General features: G+C 67.4%; 17 protein-coding genes. 14 read left to right on the forward strand and 3 right to left on the reverse strand.

Annotation, left to right across the window (positions count from 1 at the left end; genetic code table 11):
* Positions 1-133: 133 nt before the first annotated feature.
* On the reverse strand, positions 134-463 hold the full coding sequence (gene trxA, locus H4O10_RS19450) for a thioredoxin (protein ID WP_005411275.1): 330 nt from the start codon (positions 461-463) through the stop codon (positions 134-136).
* A gap of 511 nt (positions 464-974) precedes the next feature.
* Between trxA and rhlB the strand changes: the two genes are divergently transcribed.
* From rhlB to H4O10_RS19490, 8 genes are all read left to right on the forward strand, one after another.
* Positions 975-2,699, forward strand: coding sequence for an ATP-dependent RNA helicase RhlB (gene rhlB, locus H4O10_RS19455; RefSeq protein WP_049452102.1), 1,725 nt, complete (start codon positions 975-977; stop codon positions 2,697-2,699).
* Positions 2,700-2,807: 108 nt separating this feature from the next.
* Positions 2,808-3,494 (forward strand): cell division ATP-binding protein FtsE, encoded by a 687-nt coding sequence (ftsE, locus tag H4O10_RS19460; RefSeq protein ID WP_005411273.1) that lies wholly within the window; start codon positions 2,808-2,810, stop codon positions 3,492-3,494.
* Positions 3,495-3,497: 3 nt separating this feature from the next.
* The gene (ftsX, locus tag H4O10_RS19465) at positions 3,498-4,445 is read left to right on the forward strand and encodes a permease-like cell division protein FtsX (RefSeq protein ID WP_005411272.1); all 948 of its coding nucleotides are present in this window, start codon (positions 3,498-3,500) and stop codon (positions 4,443-4,445) included.
* Positions 4,446-4,452: 7 nt separating this feature from the next.
* Complete coding sequence (locus H4O10_RS19470) at positions 4,453-5,295, forward strand: response regulator (protein ID WP_005411271.1); 843 nt, start codon at positions 4,453-4,455, stop codon at positions 5,293-5,295.
* A 9-nt stretch (positions 5,296-5,304) separates the two neighbouring features.
* Positions 5,305-6,018 (forward strand): uracil-DNA glycosylase, encoded by a 714-nt coding sequence (gene ung, locus H4O10_RS19475; RefSeq protein WP_005414662.1) that lies wholly within the window; start codon positions 5,305-5,307, stop codon positions 6,016-6,018.
* 278 nt (positions 6,019-6,296) lie between these two features.
* Entirely contained in the window at positions 6,297-7,172 is an 876-nt protein-coding gene (rpoH, locus tag H4O10_RS19480) for an RNA polymerase sigma factor RpoH (protein ID WP_005411269.1), read from the forward strand.
* A 168-nt stretch (positions 7,173-7,340) separates the two neighbouring features.
* Positions 7,341-7,730 (forward strand): type II toxin-antitoxin system RelE/ParE family toxin, encoded by a 390-nt coding sequence (locus H4O10_RS19485; protein WP_080353395.1) that lies wholly within the window; start codon positions 7,341-7,343, stop codon positions 7,728-7,730.
* A complete protein-coding gene (locus H4O10_RS19490; protein ID WP_049452101.1) occupies positions 7,714-8,046 on the forward strand; it encodes a DNA-binding transcriptional regulator in 333 nt (110 codons plus the stop codon). The genes H4O10_RS19485 and H4O10_RS19490 overlap by 17 nt, the downstream gene beginning before the upstream one ends.
* A 78-nt stretch (positions 8,047-8,124) precedes the next feature.
* Here the strand turns inward: H4O10_RS19490 and purD are convergent, their stop codons facing one another.
* Entirely contained in the window at positions 8,125-9,408 is a 1,284-nt protein-coding gene (gene purD, locus H4O10_RS19495) for a phosphoribosylamine--glycine ligase (RefSeq protein WP_033834067.1), read from the reverse strand.
* Positions 9,409-9,469: 61 nt separating this feature from the next.
* Complete coding sequence (gene purH, locus H4O10_RS19500) at positions 9,470-11,053, reverse strand: bifunctional phosphoribosylaminoimidazolecarboxamide formyltransferase/IMP cyclohydrolase (RefSeq protein WP_049452099.1); 1,584 nt, start codon at positions 11,051-11,053, stop codon at positions 9,470-9,472.
* A gap of 223 nt (positions 11,054-11,276) precedes the next feature.
* Here purH and H4O10_RS19505 point away from each other — a divergent pair, with 223 nt between their 5' ends.
* The 6 genes from H4O10_RS19505 to H4O10_RS19530 are packed head-to-tail and all read left to right on the forward strand — an operon-like array spanning position 11,277 to position 17,077.
* A complete protein-coding gene (locus H4O10_RS19505) occupies positions 11,277-11,894 on the forward strand; it encodes a CDP-alcohol phosphatidyltransferase family protein (RefSeq protein ID WP_049452098.1) in 618 nt (205 codons plus the stop codon).
* A gap of 34 nt (positions 11,895-11,928) precedes the next feature.
* The gene (locus tag H4O10_RS19510) at positions 11,929-13,680 is read left to right on the forward strand and encodes a bifunctional alpha/beta hydrolase/class I SAM-dependent methyltransferase (protein WP_049452097.1); all 1,752 of its coding nucleotides are present in this window, start codon (positions 11,929-11,931) and stop codon (positions 13,678-13,680) included.
* Positions 13,681-13,703: 23 nt separating this feature from the next.
* Entirely contained in the window at positions 13,704-15,008 is a 1,305-nt protein-coding gene (locus H4O10_RS19515) for a phosphatase PAP2/dual specificity phosphatase family protein (RefSeq protein WP_180845733.1), read from the forward strand.
* On the forward strand, positions 15,005-15,442 hold the full coding sequence (locus H4O10_RS19520) for a hypothetical protein (protein WP_049452095.1): 438 nt from the start codon (positions 15,005-15,007) through the stop codon (positions 15,440-15,442). Before H4O10_RS19515 ends, H4O10_RS19520 begins: the two co-directional genes overlap by 4 nt.
* Before the next feature lie 13 nt (positions 15,443-15,455).
* On the forward strand, positions 15,456-16,085 hold the full coding sequence (locus H4O10_RS19525) for a lysophospholipid acyltransferase family protein (protein ID WP_005411260.1): 630 nt from the start codon (positions 15,456-15,458) through the stop codon (positions 16,083-16,085).
* Complete coding sequence (locus H4O10_RS19530) at positions 16,082-17,077, forward strand: phosphatidate cytidylyltransferase (RefSeq protein ID WP_005414654.1); 996 nt, start codon at positions 16,082-16,084, stop codon at positions 17,075-17,077. Before H4O10_RS19525 ends, H4O10_RS19530 begins: the two co-directional genes overlap by 4 nt.
* Positions 17,078-17,195: the final 118 nt, after the last annotated feature.

A 17,195-nucleotide genomic window follows, 5' to 3' on the forward strand; every position in this document is an offset into this window, starting at 1 on the left:
GCGAACGCGGCCGGATGTGCCGACACTATCATCGGCCTGCGGCGCCGTGCAAGGGCTGCCGGGAACAGCATTCATCATGGACGCAGGGCGTCCGCCGGCAGCCGCGGGTGGCGGCTGCCGGAAAACAGCAGGATCAGGCCAGGGCCTTGTCCAGCAGGCCGGCCAGCTGGGCCTTGCCCACCGCACCGATCTGCTCGCCGACCTTCTCGCCGTCCTTGAACACGACCAGGTACGGGATCGAACGCACGTGGTACTTGGCGGCCAGCGCACGATTGTGGTCGACGTTGACCTTGGCGATCTTGGCGCGGCCCTGGTAGGCATCGGCCAGTTCGTCCAGCGCCGGGGCGATCATCTTGCACGGGCCACACCATTCGGCCCAGAAATCGACCAGCACCGGTTCCTTGGAATTCAGCACTGCGCTATCAAAGTCGGCGTCGCCGACATGTACAACCTTGTCGCTCATCTTGGTTTCTCGTCTTGGATTGCACCCGGCCATGCCGGAGGTGGGTGAACTGGGCCATGCCCGGTGGCGCGACCCTCGTCGTTGCCTCGCGGCGCACTGCCGCGGTGCGTTCGGCGGGATGCCTGGACGCTCACGGCCGGCAGTGTACCCCTATCGCAGGGCGGGGACAGGCGCCGGCTGGAACCCAGCGTATCGTGATCGCTTCGAAGCCCGGTATGTGTCGGATTTCACTGTCTTCCCGAAGATGGGGATGGCAGCGGGCGACACCAGCGGGACCGGCGGGGTCGTTCAAGTCCCGTGTGGCTGGATGAAGGCGCGCCGTCTCTCCAGCTGGTGAGACAGGGCATTCCGGTTTGCCGGCCCGAGTGCGTTAAACTGGGCCATTGTGCGGCGCGCGGACCGGGTGGTCCCAGCCTGCCAACCCGCCGCAGGGGCCGCAGTTTGCGACGGTGCCCCTAGACGATGAAGTGCCAGCCGCCCCACGGGCCGGCGGCCATACCAAGACGGACTCATGAGCGACAAACCGCTGACCGATTTGACCTTTTCCTCCTTCGAGCTGCACCCGGCCCTGCAGGCCGGCCTTGAAGGAGCCGGATTCACCCGCTGCACCCCGATCCAGGCGCTGACCCTGCCGGTCGCGCTGCCCGGCGGTGATGTCGCCGGCCAGGCCCAGACCGGCACCGGCAAGACCCTGGCCTTCCTGGTCGCTGTCGTGAACCGCCTGCTGACGCGTCCGGCGCTGGCCGATCGCAAGCCGGAAGATCCGCGTGCGCTGATCCTCGCCCCGACCCGCGAGCTGGCCATCCAGATCCACAAGGATGCGGTGAAGTTCGGTTCCGACCTGGGCCTGCGCTTCGCCCTGGTCTACGGCGGCGTGGATTACGACAAGCAGCGCGAGCTGCTGCAGCAGGGCGTGGACGTGATCATCGCCACCCCGGGCCGCCTGATCGACTACGTCAAGCAGCACAAGGTGGTGTCGCTGCACGCCTGCGAGATCTGCGTGCTGGACGAAGCCGACCGTATGTTCGACCTGGGCTTCATCAAGGACATCCGCTTCCTGCTGCGCCGCATGCCGGAGCGCACCACCCGCCAGACCCTGCTGTTCAGTGCCACCCTCAGCCACCGCGTGCTGGAGCTGGCCTACGAGCACATGAACGAGCCGCAGAAGCTGGTGGTCGAAGCCGAGACCATCACCGCCGCGCGCGTGCGCCAGCGCATCTACTTCCCGGCCGACGACGAGAAGATCCCGCTGCTGCTGGGCCTGCTGTCGCGCAGCGAAGGCGCGCGCACCATGGTCTTCGTCAACACCAAGGTGTTCGTCGAGCGCGTGGCGCGTTCGCTGGAAAAGGCCGGCTACCGTGTCGGCGTGCTGTCCGGTGATGTGCCGCAGAAGAAGCGCGAGAGCCTGCTCAACCGCTTCCAGAAGGGCCAGCTGGAAATCCTGGTGGCCACCGACGTGGCTGCGCGCGGCCTGCACATCGACGGCATCAAGTACGTCTACAACTACGACCTGCCATTCGACGCCGAAGACTACGTGCATCGCATCGGCCGCACCGCGCGCCTGGGTGAAGAGGGCGACGCCATCAGCTTCGCCTGCGAGCGCTACGCCATGGGCCTGCCGGACATCGAGGCCTACATCGAGCAGAAGATTCCGTCCGAGCCGGTCACCAAGGAACTGCTGACCCCGCTGCCGCGCCCGGAACGCCCGGCTCCGGCTGCAGGCGAGGAAGGCGAGGACAACGAAAGCGTCGGCCAGATCTTCCGCGAAGCGCGCGAAGCCCGCGCCGCCGAGGAAGAGCGTCGGGGCGGTGGCCGCAGTGGCGGCCGTTCCGGTGGTGGTGGTGGCCGTGGTGGCCGTGACGGTGAGCGCAGCGGCGAACGCCGTTCGCGTGGCCCGCGCAAGCCACGCGCGGAAGGCGAGCAGGGCGCTGCCGCGCCGGCCGCCGGTGCCGAAGGCGCCGCTGCCCAGGCCCCGCGTCCGCCGCGCCCGCCGCGCGCCGAAGGCGCACCGGAAGGTGCGGTGGACGGCGAGCACAAGCCGCGCAAGCGCCGCCGCCGTCGCCACGGTCGTCCGGTCGAGGGTGCCGAGGGCGTGCAGAACGCCACCGGCAATGGCGCCAGCCCGGTCACGCCGGTGCAGGTGGTGGCCAAGCCGGTGCGCACGGCTGCTGATACCGGCGATTCGTTCCTGACCCGCATCGGCCGCAAGATCCGCCGGATGCTGTCGGGTAACTAAGCCGTCGATGGTGGGTGCGGACCTTGGTCCGCACTGCCCCATGGGGTTGGGTAGTGCCGGTCGTGTGACCGTCTCCACGACGTCGCGCCGGTCCTGCATAATCGGGGCATGAGTGTCCTGCGCTTCGACAATGTCAGCAAACAGTACGCCGGTGGCCACGAGGCACTGACCGATGTCAGCTTCGAGGTCGCGCCGGGCGAGATGCTGTTCGTCACCGGCCATTCCGGTGCGGGCAAAAGCACCCTGCTCAAGTTGATCCATCTGGACGAGCGGCCCAGCCGTGGCGCGGTGGTGTTCGACGAGCGCAACCTGCTGAAGGTGCGTGGCGGCGATGTGCCCCGCCACCGTCGCGCGGTGGGTGCGGTCTACCAGGACCACCGCCTGCTGATGGACCGCTCGATCGCCGAGAACGTGGCGCTGCCGCTGATCCTGCGCGGCACCCGCCGTGGCGACATCAGCAAGCGCGTGCGCTCGGTGCTGGAACGGATGGGCCTGGGCCACCGCGAGAAGGCGCTGCCCTCGCAGCTGTCGGCCGGTGAGCAGCAGCGCGTCGGCATCGCCCGCGCCATCGTCGGTGAGCCCAAGCTGCTGGTGGCCGATGAGCCGACCGGCAACCTCGACCCGACCCTGGCGGCGGAGATCATGGCCCTGTTCGCCGAGCTGCCCGCGCGCGGCACCAGCGTGCTGGTGGTCAGCCACGACCTGCCGCTGCTGCGCCGCATGCGCAAGCGCGTGCTGATCCTCGACCACGGCCGGCTGGTGGATGACATCTCGCCGCAGGATCTGGCGGAGTAACGCATGGCGAAGAACGAAAACAGCGAAGCCGCCGCCCCCTCGCGCGTGGGCGTCTGGTTCCAGCACCACGCGCACAGCGTGGTGTTCAGCCTCGGCCGTGCCTGCCGCAAGCCGTGGGCGACCCTGCTGACGGTGATGGTCATGGCGCTGGCGCTGGCCCTGCCGCTGGGCCTGTCGATCGCGCTGGACAACCTCAAGCAGTTCGCCGGCAGCGTGCAGCAGTCGCGCGACATCAATGTGTTCCTGAAGGGCAACGTCGATGGCCCCGGCGCGCTGCGCCTGGCCGGCCAGCTGCGCGACCGCGACGACGTGGCCGAAGTGAACGTGCGCACGCCCGAGCAGGGCCTGCAGGAACTGCGCGACGCCGGCCTCGGCGAGGCGATCGACACACTCAATGACAACCCGCTGCCCTCGCTGCTGGTGATCACCCCCGGCCAGGGCAAGGACGACGCGCGCCTGGCACGCGCGCTGGAGAGCCTGCCCGAGGCCGACCTGGTGCAGCACGATGCACTGTGGCGCCAGCGCCTGGATGCCTGGCTGGCGTTCGGCGCGCGGCTGGTGCAGGTGCTGTCGGTCCTGCTCGGCGTCGGTGCCGCGCTGGTGGTCGGCAACACTGTGCGCCTGGACATCCAGGCCCGCCGCGAAGAGATCGGCGTGCTGCAGCTGCTCGGCGCCAGTGATGGCTTCATCCGCCGCCCGTTCCTGTACCTGGGTGCGTGGTATGGCCTGGGCGCCGGCGCGGTTGCGCTGGCGCTGATCGGCGCCGCCGGTGCCGCACTGCGCGTGCCGCTGGCCGAACTCTCGCGCAGCTACGGCAGCCCGTTCGTGCTGCACGGCCTGGACCTGCTGCACGGTGGCCTGGTCCTGCTCGGCACGCTGCTGCTGGGCTGGCTGGGTGCATGGCTGGTCACCGGCCACTTCCTGCGCCAGACCCGACCGACCGACACCTGAGACCGGCATGCAACCGCAAGCGCTGAAGCACCTTGAAGGGCCCGCGACGCGGGTGATGGTGGTCGATGGCTCGAAGCTGGTCCGCAAGCTGATCGCCGACGTCCTGCAGCGCGACCTGCCGGGCGTGGAGGTGATCGGCTGCGACAGCATCGAGGATGCGCAGCAGGCGCTGGCGCAGGGCCCGGTGGACCTGGTGACCACCTCGCTGACCCTGCGTGATGGCGACGGCCTGGCGCTGGCGCGGATGGTCCGCGAAGCGGCCGGCCAGGCCTACGTGCCGGTGATCGTGGTGTCCGGCGATGCCCAGCAGCATCTGGAGCAGCGTCGCTTCACCGAGTACGTCACCGACTATTTCGACAAGGCGCTGGGCCACGAGGCGCTGGCGACCTTCATCCGCGGCTATGTGCAGCCGCAGACCATTCCCGGCGCGACCATCCTCTACATCGAGGACAGCCGCGTGGTGGCCGAGGCCACCAAGCGCATGCTCGAACGCCAGCAGTTGAACGTGCTGCACGTGGTCAGCGCCGAAGAGGCGTTCACCCTGCTCACCGCCGAGTCGCTGGGCCGCAGCCGCCATCGCATCGACCTGGTGCTGACCGACGTCACCCTGAAGGGCGAACTGAGCGGCCGCGACGTGGTGCAGCGCGTGCGCGTGGACTTCGGCTACGGCAAGCGCCGCCTGCCGGTGCTGGTGATGACCGGCGACGGCAACCCGCATAACCAGACCGGGCTGCTGCAGTCCGGCGCCAACGACCTGGTACTCAAGCCGATCGAAGAACGGCTGCTGGTCACCAAGGTGCTGTTCCAGCTGCGCCTGGCCCGGTTGAACGATGGACCCCTGATTCGATGAAGTGGTGCAATGATTGATGAAGTAGCGGACACCCCGACGATCCAGCTGGAACCGAGCTGGAAGCAGCATGTCGGCGATTACCTCCTGCAGCCGCAGATGCGCGAGCTGTCCGGCTTCCTGCGCCAGCGCAAGGCCAGTGGCGCGGCGGTATTCCCGCCCGGCCCGCAGATCTTCGCCGCATTCGACGCCACGCCATTCGAGCAGGTGAAGGTGGTGATCCTCGGCCAGGACCCGTACCACGGCCGTGGCCAGGCGCATGGCCTGAGTTTCTCGGTGCCGCCGGGCGTGCCGGTGCCGCCGTCGCTGCTGAACATCTATAAGGAAATCGAGAGCGATCTCGGTATCCCGCGCCCGGACCACGGCTGCCTGATCCCGTGGGCGCAGCGCGGCGTGCTGCTGCTCAATGCCGTGCTGACGGTGGAGGAGGGCAAGGCCGGCGCACACCAGGGCCGTGGCTGGGAGGGCTTCACCGATCACGTGGTGGACGTGCTCAACCGCGAACGCGAAGGCTTGGTGTTCATGCTCTGGGGTGCCTACGCGCAGCAGAAGGGCAAGGTCATTGATACCCGTCGCCATCGCGTTCTGAAGGCCCCGCATCCGTCGCCGCTGTCGGCCCATCGTGGCTTCCTCGGCTGCCGCCATTTCTCGATGGCCAACGAGTACCTGCAGCGTCGCGGCCAGGCCCCGATCGACTGGTCGCTGCCGCCGCGCTCGGTGCTCTGAGCGCCGGCTGGCGGCCGGGCCTGAACGCCGGACAACGTTCCCTGGCCTGAATGGGCCTTCAGAACGGCCCGTTCAGCTCCGCTTGACCGGAATCGGCCGGTTCCCGGCAGGTAATTGCTTGAATTCCAAGGGATTGTGAATCCCGAAAAGCGCGCTCGCCACTGTCATCAAATCGCGCTACGGTAGGGCTCTGTTTGGGACCAGTGTTGCATCAATAGGATGCTGGAACTTTTTCCTCCTTTAGCAGTCCAAATCCCGGACTGCTAAGATGGGTGCCTATGAGCCAGAACACCTCTACTGCCCTTGTGGCAAACAATCTCCCGATTCCCAGTGCGCTCGGTTCGCTGGACGCCTACATCGGTGCCGTGCACCAGATCCCGGTGCTGTCGGTCGATGACGAACAGGACCTGGCCCGTCGTTTCCGCGACGGCAACGATCTGGACGCCGCCCGCGAGCTGGTGCATTCGCACCTGCGCTTCGTGGTGCACGTGGCCCGCGGTTACAACGGCTACGGCCTTGCCCTGGGCGATCTGATCCAGGAAGGCAACATCGGCCTGATGAAGGCGGTCAAGCGCTTCGACCCGGACATGGGCGTGCGCCTGGTCTCCTTCGCCGTGCACTGGATCCGTGCAGAGATGCACGAGTTCATCCTGAAGAACTGGCGCATCGTGAAGGTCGCCACCACCAAGGCGCAGCGCAAGCTGTTCTTCAACCTGCGCAAGTCGAAGACGCGCCTGGGCTGGATGAACGCGGCGGAAGTGAGCGCGGTGGCCAAGGACCTGAACGTGTCCGAGCGCGAAGTCATGGAAATGGAGTCGCGCCTGTCCGGCCGCGATATCGGTTTCGACGCGCCGACCGACGAGGACAACGAACACGCACCGCCGTCGCCGGCTGCGTTCCTGGTTGCCGATGACGAAGACCCGTCGATGGCCTACGAGCGCGAGGACAGCGAAGACAACCAGATGCAGCTGCTGCGCGAAGGCCTGGCGGAACTGGATGCCCGCTCGCGCGACATCATCCGCCGTCGCTGGCTGGACGCCGACAGCAAGGTGACGCTGCAGGAGCTGGCCGACGAGTACGGCGTGTCGGCCGAGCGCATCCGCCAGGTTGAGGCGAACGCGCTGAAGAAGATGAAGGCGCTGTTCACCGCGTAAGCGGGAAGGCGTTGGAATGAAGAAGGCCCGGCGGTGATGCCGGGCCTTTTTGTTTTTGGAGCGCATCCACGCATGGCGTGGATCAATCCTGACGCCAGGGCGGCAACTGCGCCGACCGCAGCATGCGCTGGACGCTGATTTTCACGCCGTACCACTCGGTGGCACGGTATGATCATGTCACGTGTCTTCCGCACCCGAAGCTTCAACCGCAGTACACGACGTTCTTCACTGACCGATAGAGCCTTGTGCCGCGCGGTGGTGGAAATGCGTCAAGGACTGATTGATGCAGACATAGGGGGCGGCCTTCTCAAAAAGCGAGTTGCGCTGCCGGGCCACGGAAAGCGCGGTAGCGCCCGCGTTATTGTCGCAACCAAGGTGGGGCGCTACTGGTTCTTTCTCTTCTGCTACGAGAAGAACGCGCGCGCGACCATCAGTAGTGCGGAACGGGATGCCCTTCAGCTGTATGCGTCTGAGTTCTTGAGAATGAGCCCTGCACAGTTGGACAGGGCAGTTATCTGCGGAGAACTGCAGGAGATTTGCCATGACAAAGACGGTTGAACATAGACGTGCAAAGAGTGCGATCCTCGATGCGGTGCATGAAGGCGCGGCGGGCCTTTACGCCAGCGGCTTCATCGACAAGCGGCGCATGAGCATGTACGAGGCGCTTTGTCTGGAGCCTGTGCCCGAATACAGCAGCGCCCAGATCCGTGCACTTCGCACGTCGTTGGAACTTAGCCAGCCGGTGTTCGCAGGTGTGCTCAACACCAGCGTTTCGACGGTCCGTAGCTGGGAACAGGGCGAGAAGAAGCCGAGCGGGCCGTCGCTGAAGCTTTTGAACCTGATTGATCGGAAGGGTCTCAAAGCAGTCCTGTAAAGCAAAGGCCCGGCAATGCCGGGCCTTTGCTTTACCGTGGTATTCAATCCGCGCCATGCATGGAAGCGGGGGTGTGCCTCACCCCTCGCGTGCGATCGCGCGCCAGCCGATGTCGTTGCGGTGGAACTCGTTGGCCCAGGTCACCTTGGCCACGCCGGCATAGGCATTGGCCTGCGCGTCGCGCACGCTGTCGCCCAGTGCGGCCACGCACAGCACGCGACCGCCGGCACTGACCACGTGGCCCTGCGCGTCCAATGCAGTTCCCGCATGGAACACCTTGGCACTGGCCGGCACGTCGTCCAGGCCGGAAATCACGTCACCGGTGATCGGCGCTTCCGGGTACGGCCTGGCCGCCAGCACCACGCCCAGCGACGGGCGCGCATCCCACTGCGCTTCGACCTGGTCCAGGCGGCCATCGATGGCGGCTTCCACCAGCTCGACCAGGTCCGACTGCAGGCGCAGCATCACCGGCTGCGTTTCCGGGTCGCCAAAGCGCACGTTGAATTCGATCACCTTCGGCGCGCCGCTGGCGTCGATCATCAGGCCCGCGTAGAGGAAGCCGGTGAACGGGATGCCGTCGGCGATCATGCCCTGCACGGTGGGGTTCACCACCTCGCGCATCACCCGTGCATGCACCTCCGGCGTCACCACCGGGGCCGGCGAATAGGCGCCCATGCCGCCGGTGTTCGGGCCGGTATCGCCGTCGCCGACGCGCTTGTGGTCCTGCGAGGTGGCCATCGGCAGCGCATGCACGCCGTCCACCATCGAAATGAAGCTGGCTTCCTCGCCGTCAAGGAATTCCTCGATCACCACGCGCGCACCGGCATCGCCGAACGCGTTGCCCGAGAGCATGTCACGCACCGCGTCCTCGGCTTCGGCCAGGGTCATCGCCACGATCACGCCCTTGCCGGCGGCCAGGCCATCGGCCTTGACCACGATCGGCGCGCCCTTCTCGCGGATGTAGGCCAGGGCGGCGTCCACGTCGGTGTGCACGGCGTAGAACGCGGTGGGGATGTTGTGGCGGGCCAGGAAGTCCTTGGCGTAGGCCTTGCTGCCTTCCAGCTGCGCGGCGGCGGCGGTCGGCCCGAAGATGCGCAGGCCGGCGGCGCGGAAGCGGTCTACCACGCCAGCCACCAGCGGTACTTCAGGGCCGACCACGGTCAGTGCCACGCCTTCAGCCTGGGCCAGCGCCAGCAGACCGTCGATATCGGTGACTTTCACCGCCACGTTGCGGCACTTGTCTTCGCTGGCGGTGCCGGCGTTGCCGGGTGCCACGATCACTTCGGTGACACGGGAGGACTGGGCCAGCTTCCATGCCAGGGCGTGTTCGCGGCCGCCAGAGCCGATGACGAGGATCTTCATGGGACAGGGTTCTCGGGTACGGAAGAGAAAAGCCGGGCAGGGCCCGGCTTCGTGATGCGGATCAGTGGCGGAAGTGGCGCACGCCGGTGAACACCATCGCCAGGCCATGTTCGTCGGCGGCGGCGATCACTTCGGCATCGCGCATCGAACCGCCCGGCTGGATGACCGCCTTGATGCCGGCGGCAGCAGCGGCGTCGATGCCGTCGCGGAACGGGAAGAACGCATCGGAAGCCATCACCGAACCCTCGACCACCAGGTTCGCATCGGCGGCCTTGATGCCGGCGATGCGGGCCGAGTACACGCGGCTCATCTGGCCGGCGCCCACGCCAATCGTACGGTTGTCCTTGGCGTACACAATCGCGTTGGACTTCACGAACTTGGCCACCTTCCAGGCGAACAGCAGGTCGGTGAACTGCTTGTCGGTCGGCGCCAGCTTGCTGACCACCTTCAGCTCGTCGCGGGTCATGCTGCGGTTGTCCGAGGACTGCAGCAGCAGGCCCGAGCCGACGCGCTTGCTGTCGAAGTTGTTCAGGCCATCACCATGCGGGATGCGCAGCACGCGCACGTTGGCCTTCTTCTGCGCGTATTCCAGCGCGGCCGGCTCGTAGTCCGGGGCAATCAGCACTTCCACGAACTGGCGGTCCAGGATCACCTTGGCAGTGGCAGCGTCGAGCGGCTTGTTGAAGGCGATGATGCCGCCGAAGGCGCTGGTCGGGTCGGTGGCGTAGGCCAGCTCGTAGGCATCGCCGTTGCCGGCACCCACCGCCACGCCGCACGGATTGGCGTGCTTGACGATCACGCAGGCCGGCGCGTCGAACTGGCGCACGCATTCCCACGCCGCGTCGGCATCGGCCAGGTTGTTGTAGCTCAGTTCCTTGCCCTGCAGCTGCTGGAACGTGGCCAGCGTGCCCGGCACCGGGTGCAGGTCGCGGTAGAAGGCGCCGCTCTGGTGCGGGTTCTCGCCGTAGCGCAGGTCCATCATCTTCACGAAGGTGGAGTTCATCTGCGCCGGGTACTCGGCGCGGGTCGGCACGGCGGCGTCGGTGGCGGTGACCGCCGACAGGTAGTTGCTGATCGCGGCGTCGTACTGGGCAACGCGGTTGAACGCGGCCACCGAGAACGCGAAGCGGGTGGCGGCCGACAGTTGGCCGTTGTTGGCCGCCAGCGAGGCCAGCAGTTCGGCGTACTGCGACGGGTCGGTGGCCACTGCCACGCGGGCGAAGTTCTTGGCTGCCGAACGCAGCATGGCCGGGCCGCCGATGTCGATGTTCTCGACCGCGTCGGCCAGGGTGCAGTCGGCCTTGGCGGTGACCGATTCGAACGGGTACAGGTTCAGCACCAGCAGGTCGATGGCACCGATGCCGTGCTCAGCCATCACCGCATCATCCAGGCCCGAACGGCCGAGCAGGCCGCCGTGCACCATCGGGTGCAGGGTCTTGACCCGGCCGTCCATCATTTCCGGGAAACCGGTGACGTCGGCCACGTCCTTCACGGCCAGGCCCGCATCGCGGATCGCCTTGGCGGTGCCGCCGGTGGACAGCAGCTCCACGCCGCGTGCCGCCAGCGCAGTGGCCAGCTCGACCAGACCGGTCTTGTCGGAAACGGAGAGGAGGGCCCGGCGGACGGGCAACAGATCAGCAGTCATGGGACAGAATCGGCAGCGGAGCGGGGCCGATATTGTAGGCGGTGGGGGCCGGTGGCGGGCGCTGGAAGGGGTAATTTGCCGTGGCGATCGACGCAAGGCCGGGTCGGGCACACCGATCCGGCCCGATCCGGGGGCTGGCCTGCGGACCAGAGCAGGGTTGTCGGAATCTGCCAACGATGGGGTAGGCTGTGCCCGCACTGCCAAGGATCAGCGGGTACGGATCATGTCGATCTATGCATTGAAAGGACGTTTCCAGGACCTGTTGCGTCCAGCCGTACGCGGTCTGTACCGCATGGGGATCACTGCCAATACGGTGACCGTGGCCGCTGCCGTGGTCTCGCTGCTGGTGGCCGCCGCCGTCTGGTGCTGCGCGCCGACCCAGCCCCTGCTGTACCTGCTGCTGCCACTGTGGATGCTGCTGCGTATGGCGCTCAACGCCGTGGACGGCATGCTGGCCCGCGAGTTCGGCCAGCAGTCGCGGCTGGGCGCCTATCTGAATGAGCTGTGCGATGTAATCGCCGATGCGGCGCTGTACCTGAGCCTGCTCAGCGTGCCGGGCGTGCGCACCGAGATGCTGTGGCTGCTGGCCTGGACCGCGGCCCTGAGCGAGTACGCCGGGGTGCTGGGACTGATGGTCGGTGCCAGCCGCCGCTATGACGGCCCGATGGGCAAGAGCGATCGCGCGTTCGTGATCGGTGCGCTGGGCCTGCTGCTGGCGTTTGAGTGGGTTGGCGCGATGACGGTCACTGGCGTGGCCGCGGTCATGGCGGTGCTGTGCGTGCTGACGATGGTCAACCGCGTCCGTCGGGGACTGCGGGAAGCAGCGGTTTCGCCGAATTAATCAAGCAGATACAAGAAGACAATCAGGAGATTGCATGCGTCAGGCGCAGGAACGGGAATTCCACAGCTTCGACCAGGTACCGCTGTTCTACCGGTACTGGGCGGGCACCACCGCAACGCCGGCCACCAAGGCCATCGTGCTGCTGCACCGCGGCCATGAGCACTCCGGCCGGGTCACCCACCTGGTCGATGAGCTGGACCTGCCCGACACCGCCTTCTTCGCCTGGGACGCGCGCGGCAATGGCCGTTCGCCGGGCGCACGGGGCGATGCACCGGGCTTCCCGGCGCTGGTGCGTGATCTGGACAGTTTCATCGCCCACATCGGCGCCGAGCACGGCATTGCGGTGGAAGACATCGTGGTGATCGCGCAGAGCGTAGGGGCGGTGGTCGCCGCGACCTGGGTGCACGACTACGCGCCACGCCTGCGCGCGCTGGTCATGGCCTCGCCGGCGTTCAAGGTGAAGCTGTACGTGCCGTTCGCGCGGCCGGGCCTGGCCTTGATGCAGAAGCTGCGTGGCAACTTCTTCGTCAACAGCTACGTCAAGCCGCAGTGGCTGACCCACGATCCGGCGCGGGTGGAAAGCTATCGCACCGACCCGCTGATCACCCGGCCGATTTCGGTGCGCGTGCTGCTGGGCCTGTACGAGGCGGCCGACCGCATCGTGGCCGATGCGCAGGCAATCAGCGTACCGGTGCAGCTGCTGGTGTCCGGCTCGGATTTCGTCGTGCACCGTTCCCCGCAGGACCGCTTCTACGAGCGCCTGTCCAGCCCGATCAAGGAGCGTGTGCATCTGCCGGGCTTCTTCCACGACACGCTGGGCGAGCGCGATCGTGCACCAGCACTGGCGCGCATCCGCAGCTTCATCCAGGCGCGTTTTACCGAGCCGCTGCGCGAGCTGTCACGGCGCGACGCGCACCGTCACGGACCAACCTTCGAAGAATCCGAGATCCTGGCCTGGCCACCGGAGCGCAACAGCCTGGCCGACCTGCGCTGGCGCGTGGTGCGTGGCGGCCTGCGCTTCGGCGGCACGCTGTCCGAAGGCATCGCGCTGGGCCTGCGGACCGGTTTCGATTCCGGTAGCACGCTGGACTACATCTACCGGAATGAGGCGCGCGGCAAGGGCCCATTGGGGCGGATGGTCGACCGCAACTACCTGGATGCAATCGGCTGGCGTGGCATCCGCGTGCGCGGCCAACACCTGCAGGAACTGCTGCGCGACGCTGCCCAGCGCCTGCGCGGGCAGGGCACGCCGGTGCGTGTGCTGGACGTGGCCGCCGGCCATGGCCGGTATGTGCTGGAAGCGCTGGGCCAGGGCGAACAGCGCGCCGACCGTATCGTGCTGCGTGATTTCAGCGCTCTGAACGTGACCCAGGGCCAAGCGTTGATCGAGCGCCTCGGTGCGGCCGACATCGCCTGCTTCGAGCAGGGTGATGCGTTCGATCCGGAGCAACTGGCCAAGGTCGATCCAGCACCGACACTGGCGGTGGTCTCGGGCCTGTACGAGCTGTTCCCCGACAACGAAGCCGTGCTGCGCTCGCTGCAGGGCATTGCTGCAACGGTGCCGGCGGGCGGCTACCTGGCTTACACCGGCCAGCCCTGGCACCCGCAGCTGGAATTCATCGCGCGCGCCTTGACCAGCCATCGCGGTGGCGCGGCGTGGGTGATGCGTCGCCGTACCCAGCAGGAGATGGATGAGCTGGTGCGCCTGGCCGGTTTCGAGAAGGTGGCGCAGCGCATCGACGACTTCGGCATCTTCACCGTGTCGCTGGCGCGCCGGACCGCGTGATGGCGACGCTCGCCGGAACCCCGCTGGCCGCGGAAGGGCGCCCATGGCGGCGCGCCCTGCTGTGGCTGGCCCTGCTGGGTCCGTTCTTCTTCGCAAGCTACGGCTTCGCCAACTGGATGGCCGGCCGCCACGCCGAACTGCCGGTGATGGCGTTCGCGTGGGAGACACGCATCCCGTTCGTGCCGTGGACGATCGTGCCGTACTGGTCGATCGACCTGTTCTACGCGATCTCGTTCTTCCTGTGCCGGCGTCGGCTGGAACTGGATCGGCATGCGCTGCGGCTGTTCAGTGCGCAGGTCATCGCGGTCACCTGTTTTCTGCTGTGGCCGCTGCGCTTCAGCTTCGAGCGTCCGGAGATCGGGGGTGTGTTCGGCTGGCTGTTCGATGTGCTGCTGGGCTTCGACAAGCCGTTCAACCAGGCGCCGTCGCTGCACATCGTGCTGTTGATCGTGCTGTGGGTGAAGTTCGCGCAGTACCTGCATGGCGCGTGGCGCGGGCTACTGCATGTGTGGACACTGCTGATCGGCGTCTCGGTGCTGACCACGTTCCAGCACCATTTCATCGATATCCCGACCGGCCTGCTGGCCGGCTGGCTGTGCGTCTGGCTGTGGCCGGAGCAGGGCACGCCACCGTTGCGGGCCTGGCACACCGCGCGTGATGCGAGGCGTTGGCGATTGGCAGCGTTGTACCTGCTGGGGGCCGCTGTATTGCTGGTGCCGGTGGTGCTTCTGCGTGGCGCCGCGTTGTGGCTGCTGTGGCCGGTGGCGTCGTTGCTGCTGGTGGCGCTGGCCTATGCCGGGCTGGGTACAGCGGTGTTCCAGAAGCGCGCCGATGGCCGCCTGACGATGGCCGCGCGATGGCTGCTGGCACCGTACCTGGGCGCTGCCTGGATCAACTCGCGGCTGTGGACGCGGCGTGCGCCGCAGCCGGTGCCGGTGCTGGACGGCGTGTGGCTGGGCCGCATTCCCAACGGCGCGTTGCCGCCGCCACTGGGGGGCGTGGTGGATGCCTGCGCCGAGCTTTCCTGTCGCGCGCAGGGCGCCGCGTATGCCAGCGTGCCGATGCTGGACCTGGTGGTCCCTGCACCGGAACAGCTGCGCGAAGCGTCCGAGGCCATCGAGCGCCTGCATGCACACGGACCGTTGCTGGTGTGCTGTGCGCTGGGCTATTCGCGCAGCGCCGCCAGCGTGGCCACCTGGCTGCTGCGTAGTGGTCGTGCGGCCGATGCGGACGCGGCGGTGGCGATCGTGCGTGCTGCGCGCCCTGGCATCGTGCTGGGTACGGCCCATCTGCGTGCCATCACCGACGCGGCAGGAGTGCGCGCATGAGCACGGTTCCCGATCTGGCGACCATGCAGCTGCTGCTGCGGCAGGGGCGTTGGCCGGCATGCCTGTCGCTGGGGCTGCTGCTGGTGGCATTGCTGCTGCTCGGCACCGAGCCGGGCCTGGCGATGATCGCTGCAGGGTTGCTGCTGGCCAGCATGTCTGCAGGGGTGGCCCAGACGTACCACGCGTGGCGGGTTGCGCTGGACGCCAGCCTGCTGCAGCTGCTGCGCGATGAGCGCCTGGACGGCGATGCCGCCGCGCGCCGCACTGATCAGCTGCTGCACGACAGTGGCCTGCGCCGCGCGGCGCCCGATGCGCCCCTGCGGGGCTGGGACGCGCGCTGGGCCGGCATGCGTCGCCTGCTGCTGCGCCAGTACCTGCTGACAGCGGTGCAGTTCGCACTGCTGGTGCTGGCCGTGTTGTGGCCGCAGACGTGAACGGGAGGGACCAATGTTCGCCGAACTGATTGCCCGCGCCTGCAGTGGTGCGATCCATGTAGTAACCGGTGCCCGCGCGTTGTGGATCGGTTGCGCGCCGTCCAGCGAGCGCCGTGTGTACTACGGCAACCACGCCAGCCATGGCGACTTCGTGCTGATCTGGTCGTCGATGCCGCCTGCGTTGCGGCGCCAGGTGCGGCCAGTTGCCGCGGCCGAATACTGGCAGCGCGACGGCCTGCGTCGCTACCTGATCGATGCGGTGTTCAACGGCGTGCTGGTCGAGCGCGAGGCCGGCCATCGCCAGCAGGATCCGCTGCAGGCCCTGCGTGACGCGGTGGACGAAGACTGCTCGCTGATCCTGTTTCCGGAAGGTACCCGCAACGTGGGCGATGAGCCGCTGCTGCCGTTCAAGAGCGGCATCTATCACCTGGCACGGCAACGGCCGGAGCTGGAATTCGTGCCGGTGTGGATCGACAACCTGAAGCGGGTGATGCCCAAGGGCCGGTTCCTGCCGCTGCCGCTGCTGTGCACGGCCACCTTCGGTACGCCGCTGCGGCTGCAGGCCGACGAGGACAAGGCGGCCTTCCTGGCCCGCAGCCGGCAGGCGCTGCTGGACCTGGCGCCGAACGGGGGGCGCGCATGAGTTTCCTGATCGATGTGTCCGGCGACCTGGCAGCGCAGAGCGTGGGCCAGCAGACCGGCCTGCTGTTCGCTGGCGTCGGTGCGGTGCTGGTACTGGCCACGTTGGTGGCCGAAACGCTGCGATGGCGCCAGCGCGGCCGGCCCAGCGCGGTCATCGCCAACCTGGTGTCGCGCATCCGCGCGTGGTGGGTAATGGCGATCGTGGTCGGGCTGGCGCTGTTCTTCGGCCGCGCCGGGGTGATCGTGCTGTTCGCGATCATCTCGCTGTTCGCACTGCGCGAGTTCATCACCCTGGCGCCGACCCGCTCAGGCGATTACTACGCGCTGCTGGCCGCGTTCTACATCGTGCTGCCGTGGCAGTACTACCTGGTGTGGATCGACTGGTACGGCATGTACACGCTGCTGATTCCGGTCTACGCGTTCCTGTTCCTGCCGATCCTGTCGACCATCGGCGGCGACACCACGCACTACCTGGAGCGGACCGCTAAGGTGCAGTGGGGGCTGATGATCTGCGTGTTCTGCATTTCGCATGTGCCGCTGCTGCTGAACCTGCACGTGCCGGGCCATGACCCCTCGCGCAACGTGCTGCTGTTTGCTTTCCTGGTGATCGTGGTGCAGTCCTCGGACGTGCTGCAGTACATCTGGGGCAAGTTGTTGGGCAAGCACCTGATCGCGCCGAAGCTGTCGCCGTCGAAGACGGTGGAGGGCTTCGTCGGCGGCGTGCTGAGTGCCAGCGCACTGGGCGCGGCGCTGTGGTGGATCACCCCGTTCACGCCGCTGCAGGCGTTCGGCCTGTCGCTGCTGATCAACCTGATGGGGTTCTGGGGCGGCCTGGTGATGTCGGCGATCAAGCGTGACCGGGGCATCAAGGACTGGGGCCACATGATCGAGGGCCATGGCGGCATGCTCGACCGGCTGGATTCGGTGTGCTTCGCCGCGCCGGTGTTCTTCCACGTGGTGCGGTATTACTGGAAGGCGGGCGGCGGCGGTTGATTCTGCCGGGCTTCCATCCACGCATGGGGCGGATCTACCGGTAGTGCCGGCCGCTGGCCGGCAACTGCAACATCCTGCCACCGTTCGTGGGGTTGCCGGCCAGAGATCGGAAGAGCAC

The sequence above is a fragment of the Stenotrophomonas sp. I18B00994 genome (assembly GCF_014145825.1).
Classification (GTDB): domain Bacteria; phylum Pseudomonadota; class Gammaproteobacteria; order Xanthomonadales; family Xanthomonadaceae; genus Stenotrophomonas; species Stenotrophomonas maltophilia.

Excerpts from the sequence above, each read along its gene's own strand:
- trxA (WP_005411275.1), bottom strand. The coding sequence starts at position 463 with ATGAGCGACAAGGTTGTACATGTCGGCGACGCCGACTTTGATAGCGCA.
- rhlB (WP_049452102.1), top strand. The coding sequence starts at position 975 with ATGAGCGACAAACCGCTGACCGATTTGACCTTTTCCTCCTTCGAGCTG.
- ftsE (WP_005411273.1), top strand. The coding sequence starts at position 2,808 with ATGAGTGTCCTGCGCTTCGACAATGTCAGCAAACAGTACGCCGGTGGC.
- ftsX (WP_005411272.1), top strand. The coding sequence starts at position 3,498 with ATGGCGAAGAACGAAAACAGCGAAGCCGCCGCCCCCTCGCGCGTGGGC.
- H4O10_RS19470 (WP_005411271.1), top strand. The coding sequence starts at position 4,453 with ATGCAACCGCAAGCGCTGAAGCACCTTGAAGGGCCCGCGACGCGGGTG.
- ung (WP_005414662.1), top strand. The coding sequence starts at position 5,305 with ATGATTGATGAAGTAGCGGACACCCCGACGATCCAGCTGGAACCGAGC.
- rpoH (WP_005411269.1), top strand. The coding sequence starts at position 6,297 with ATGAGCCAGAACACCTCTACTGCCCTTGTGGCAAACAATCTCCCGATT.
- H4O10_RS19485 (WP_080353395.1), top strand. The coding sequence starts at position 7,341 with ATGATCATGTCACGTGTCTTCCGCACCCGAAGCTTCAACCGCAGTACA.
- H4O10_RS19490 (WP_049452101.1), top strand. The coding sequence starts at position 7,714 with ATGACAAAGACGGTTGAACATAGACGTGCAAAGAGTGCGATCCTCGAT.
- purD (WP_033834067.1), bottom strand. The coding sequence starts at position 9,408 with ATGAAGATCCTCGTCATCGGCTCTGGCGGCCGCGAACACGCCCTGGCA.
- purH (WP_049452099.1), bottom strand. The coding sequence starts at position 11,053 with ATGACTGCTGATCTGTTGCCCGTCCGCCGGGCCCTCCTCTCCGTTTCC.
- H4O10_RS19505 (WP_049452098.1), top strand. The coding sequence starts at position 11,277 with ATGTCGATCTATGCATTGAAAGGACGTTTCCAGGACCTGTTGCGTCCA.
- H4O10_RS19510 (WP_049452097.1), top strand. The coding sequence starts at position 11,929 with ATGCGTCAGGCGCAGGAACGGGAATTCCACAGCTTCGACCAGGTACCG.
- H4O10_RS19520 (WP_049452095.1), top strand. The coding sequence starts at position 15,005 with ATGAGCACGGTTCCCGATCTGGCGACCATGCAGCTGCTGCTGCGGCAG.
- H4O10_RS19525 (WP_005411260.1), top strand. The coding sequence starts at position 15,456 with ATGTTCGCCGAACTGATTGCCCGCGCCTGCAGTGGTGCGATCCATGTA.
- H4O10_RS19530 (WP_005414654.1), top strand. The coding sequence starts at position 16,082 with ATGAGTTTCCTGATCGATGTGTCCGGCGACCTGGCAGCGCAGAGCGTG.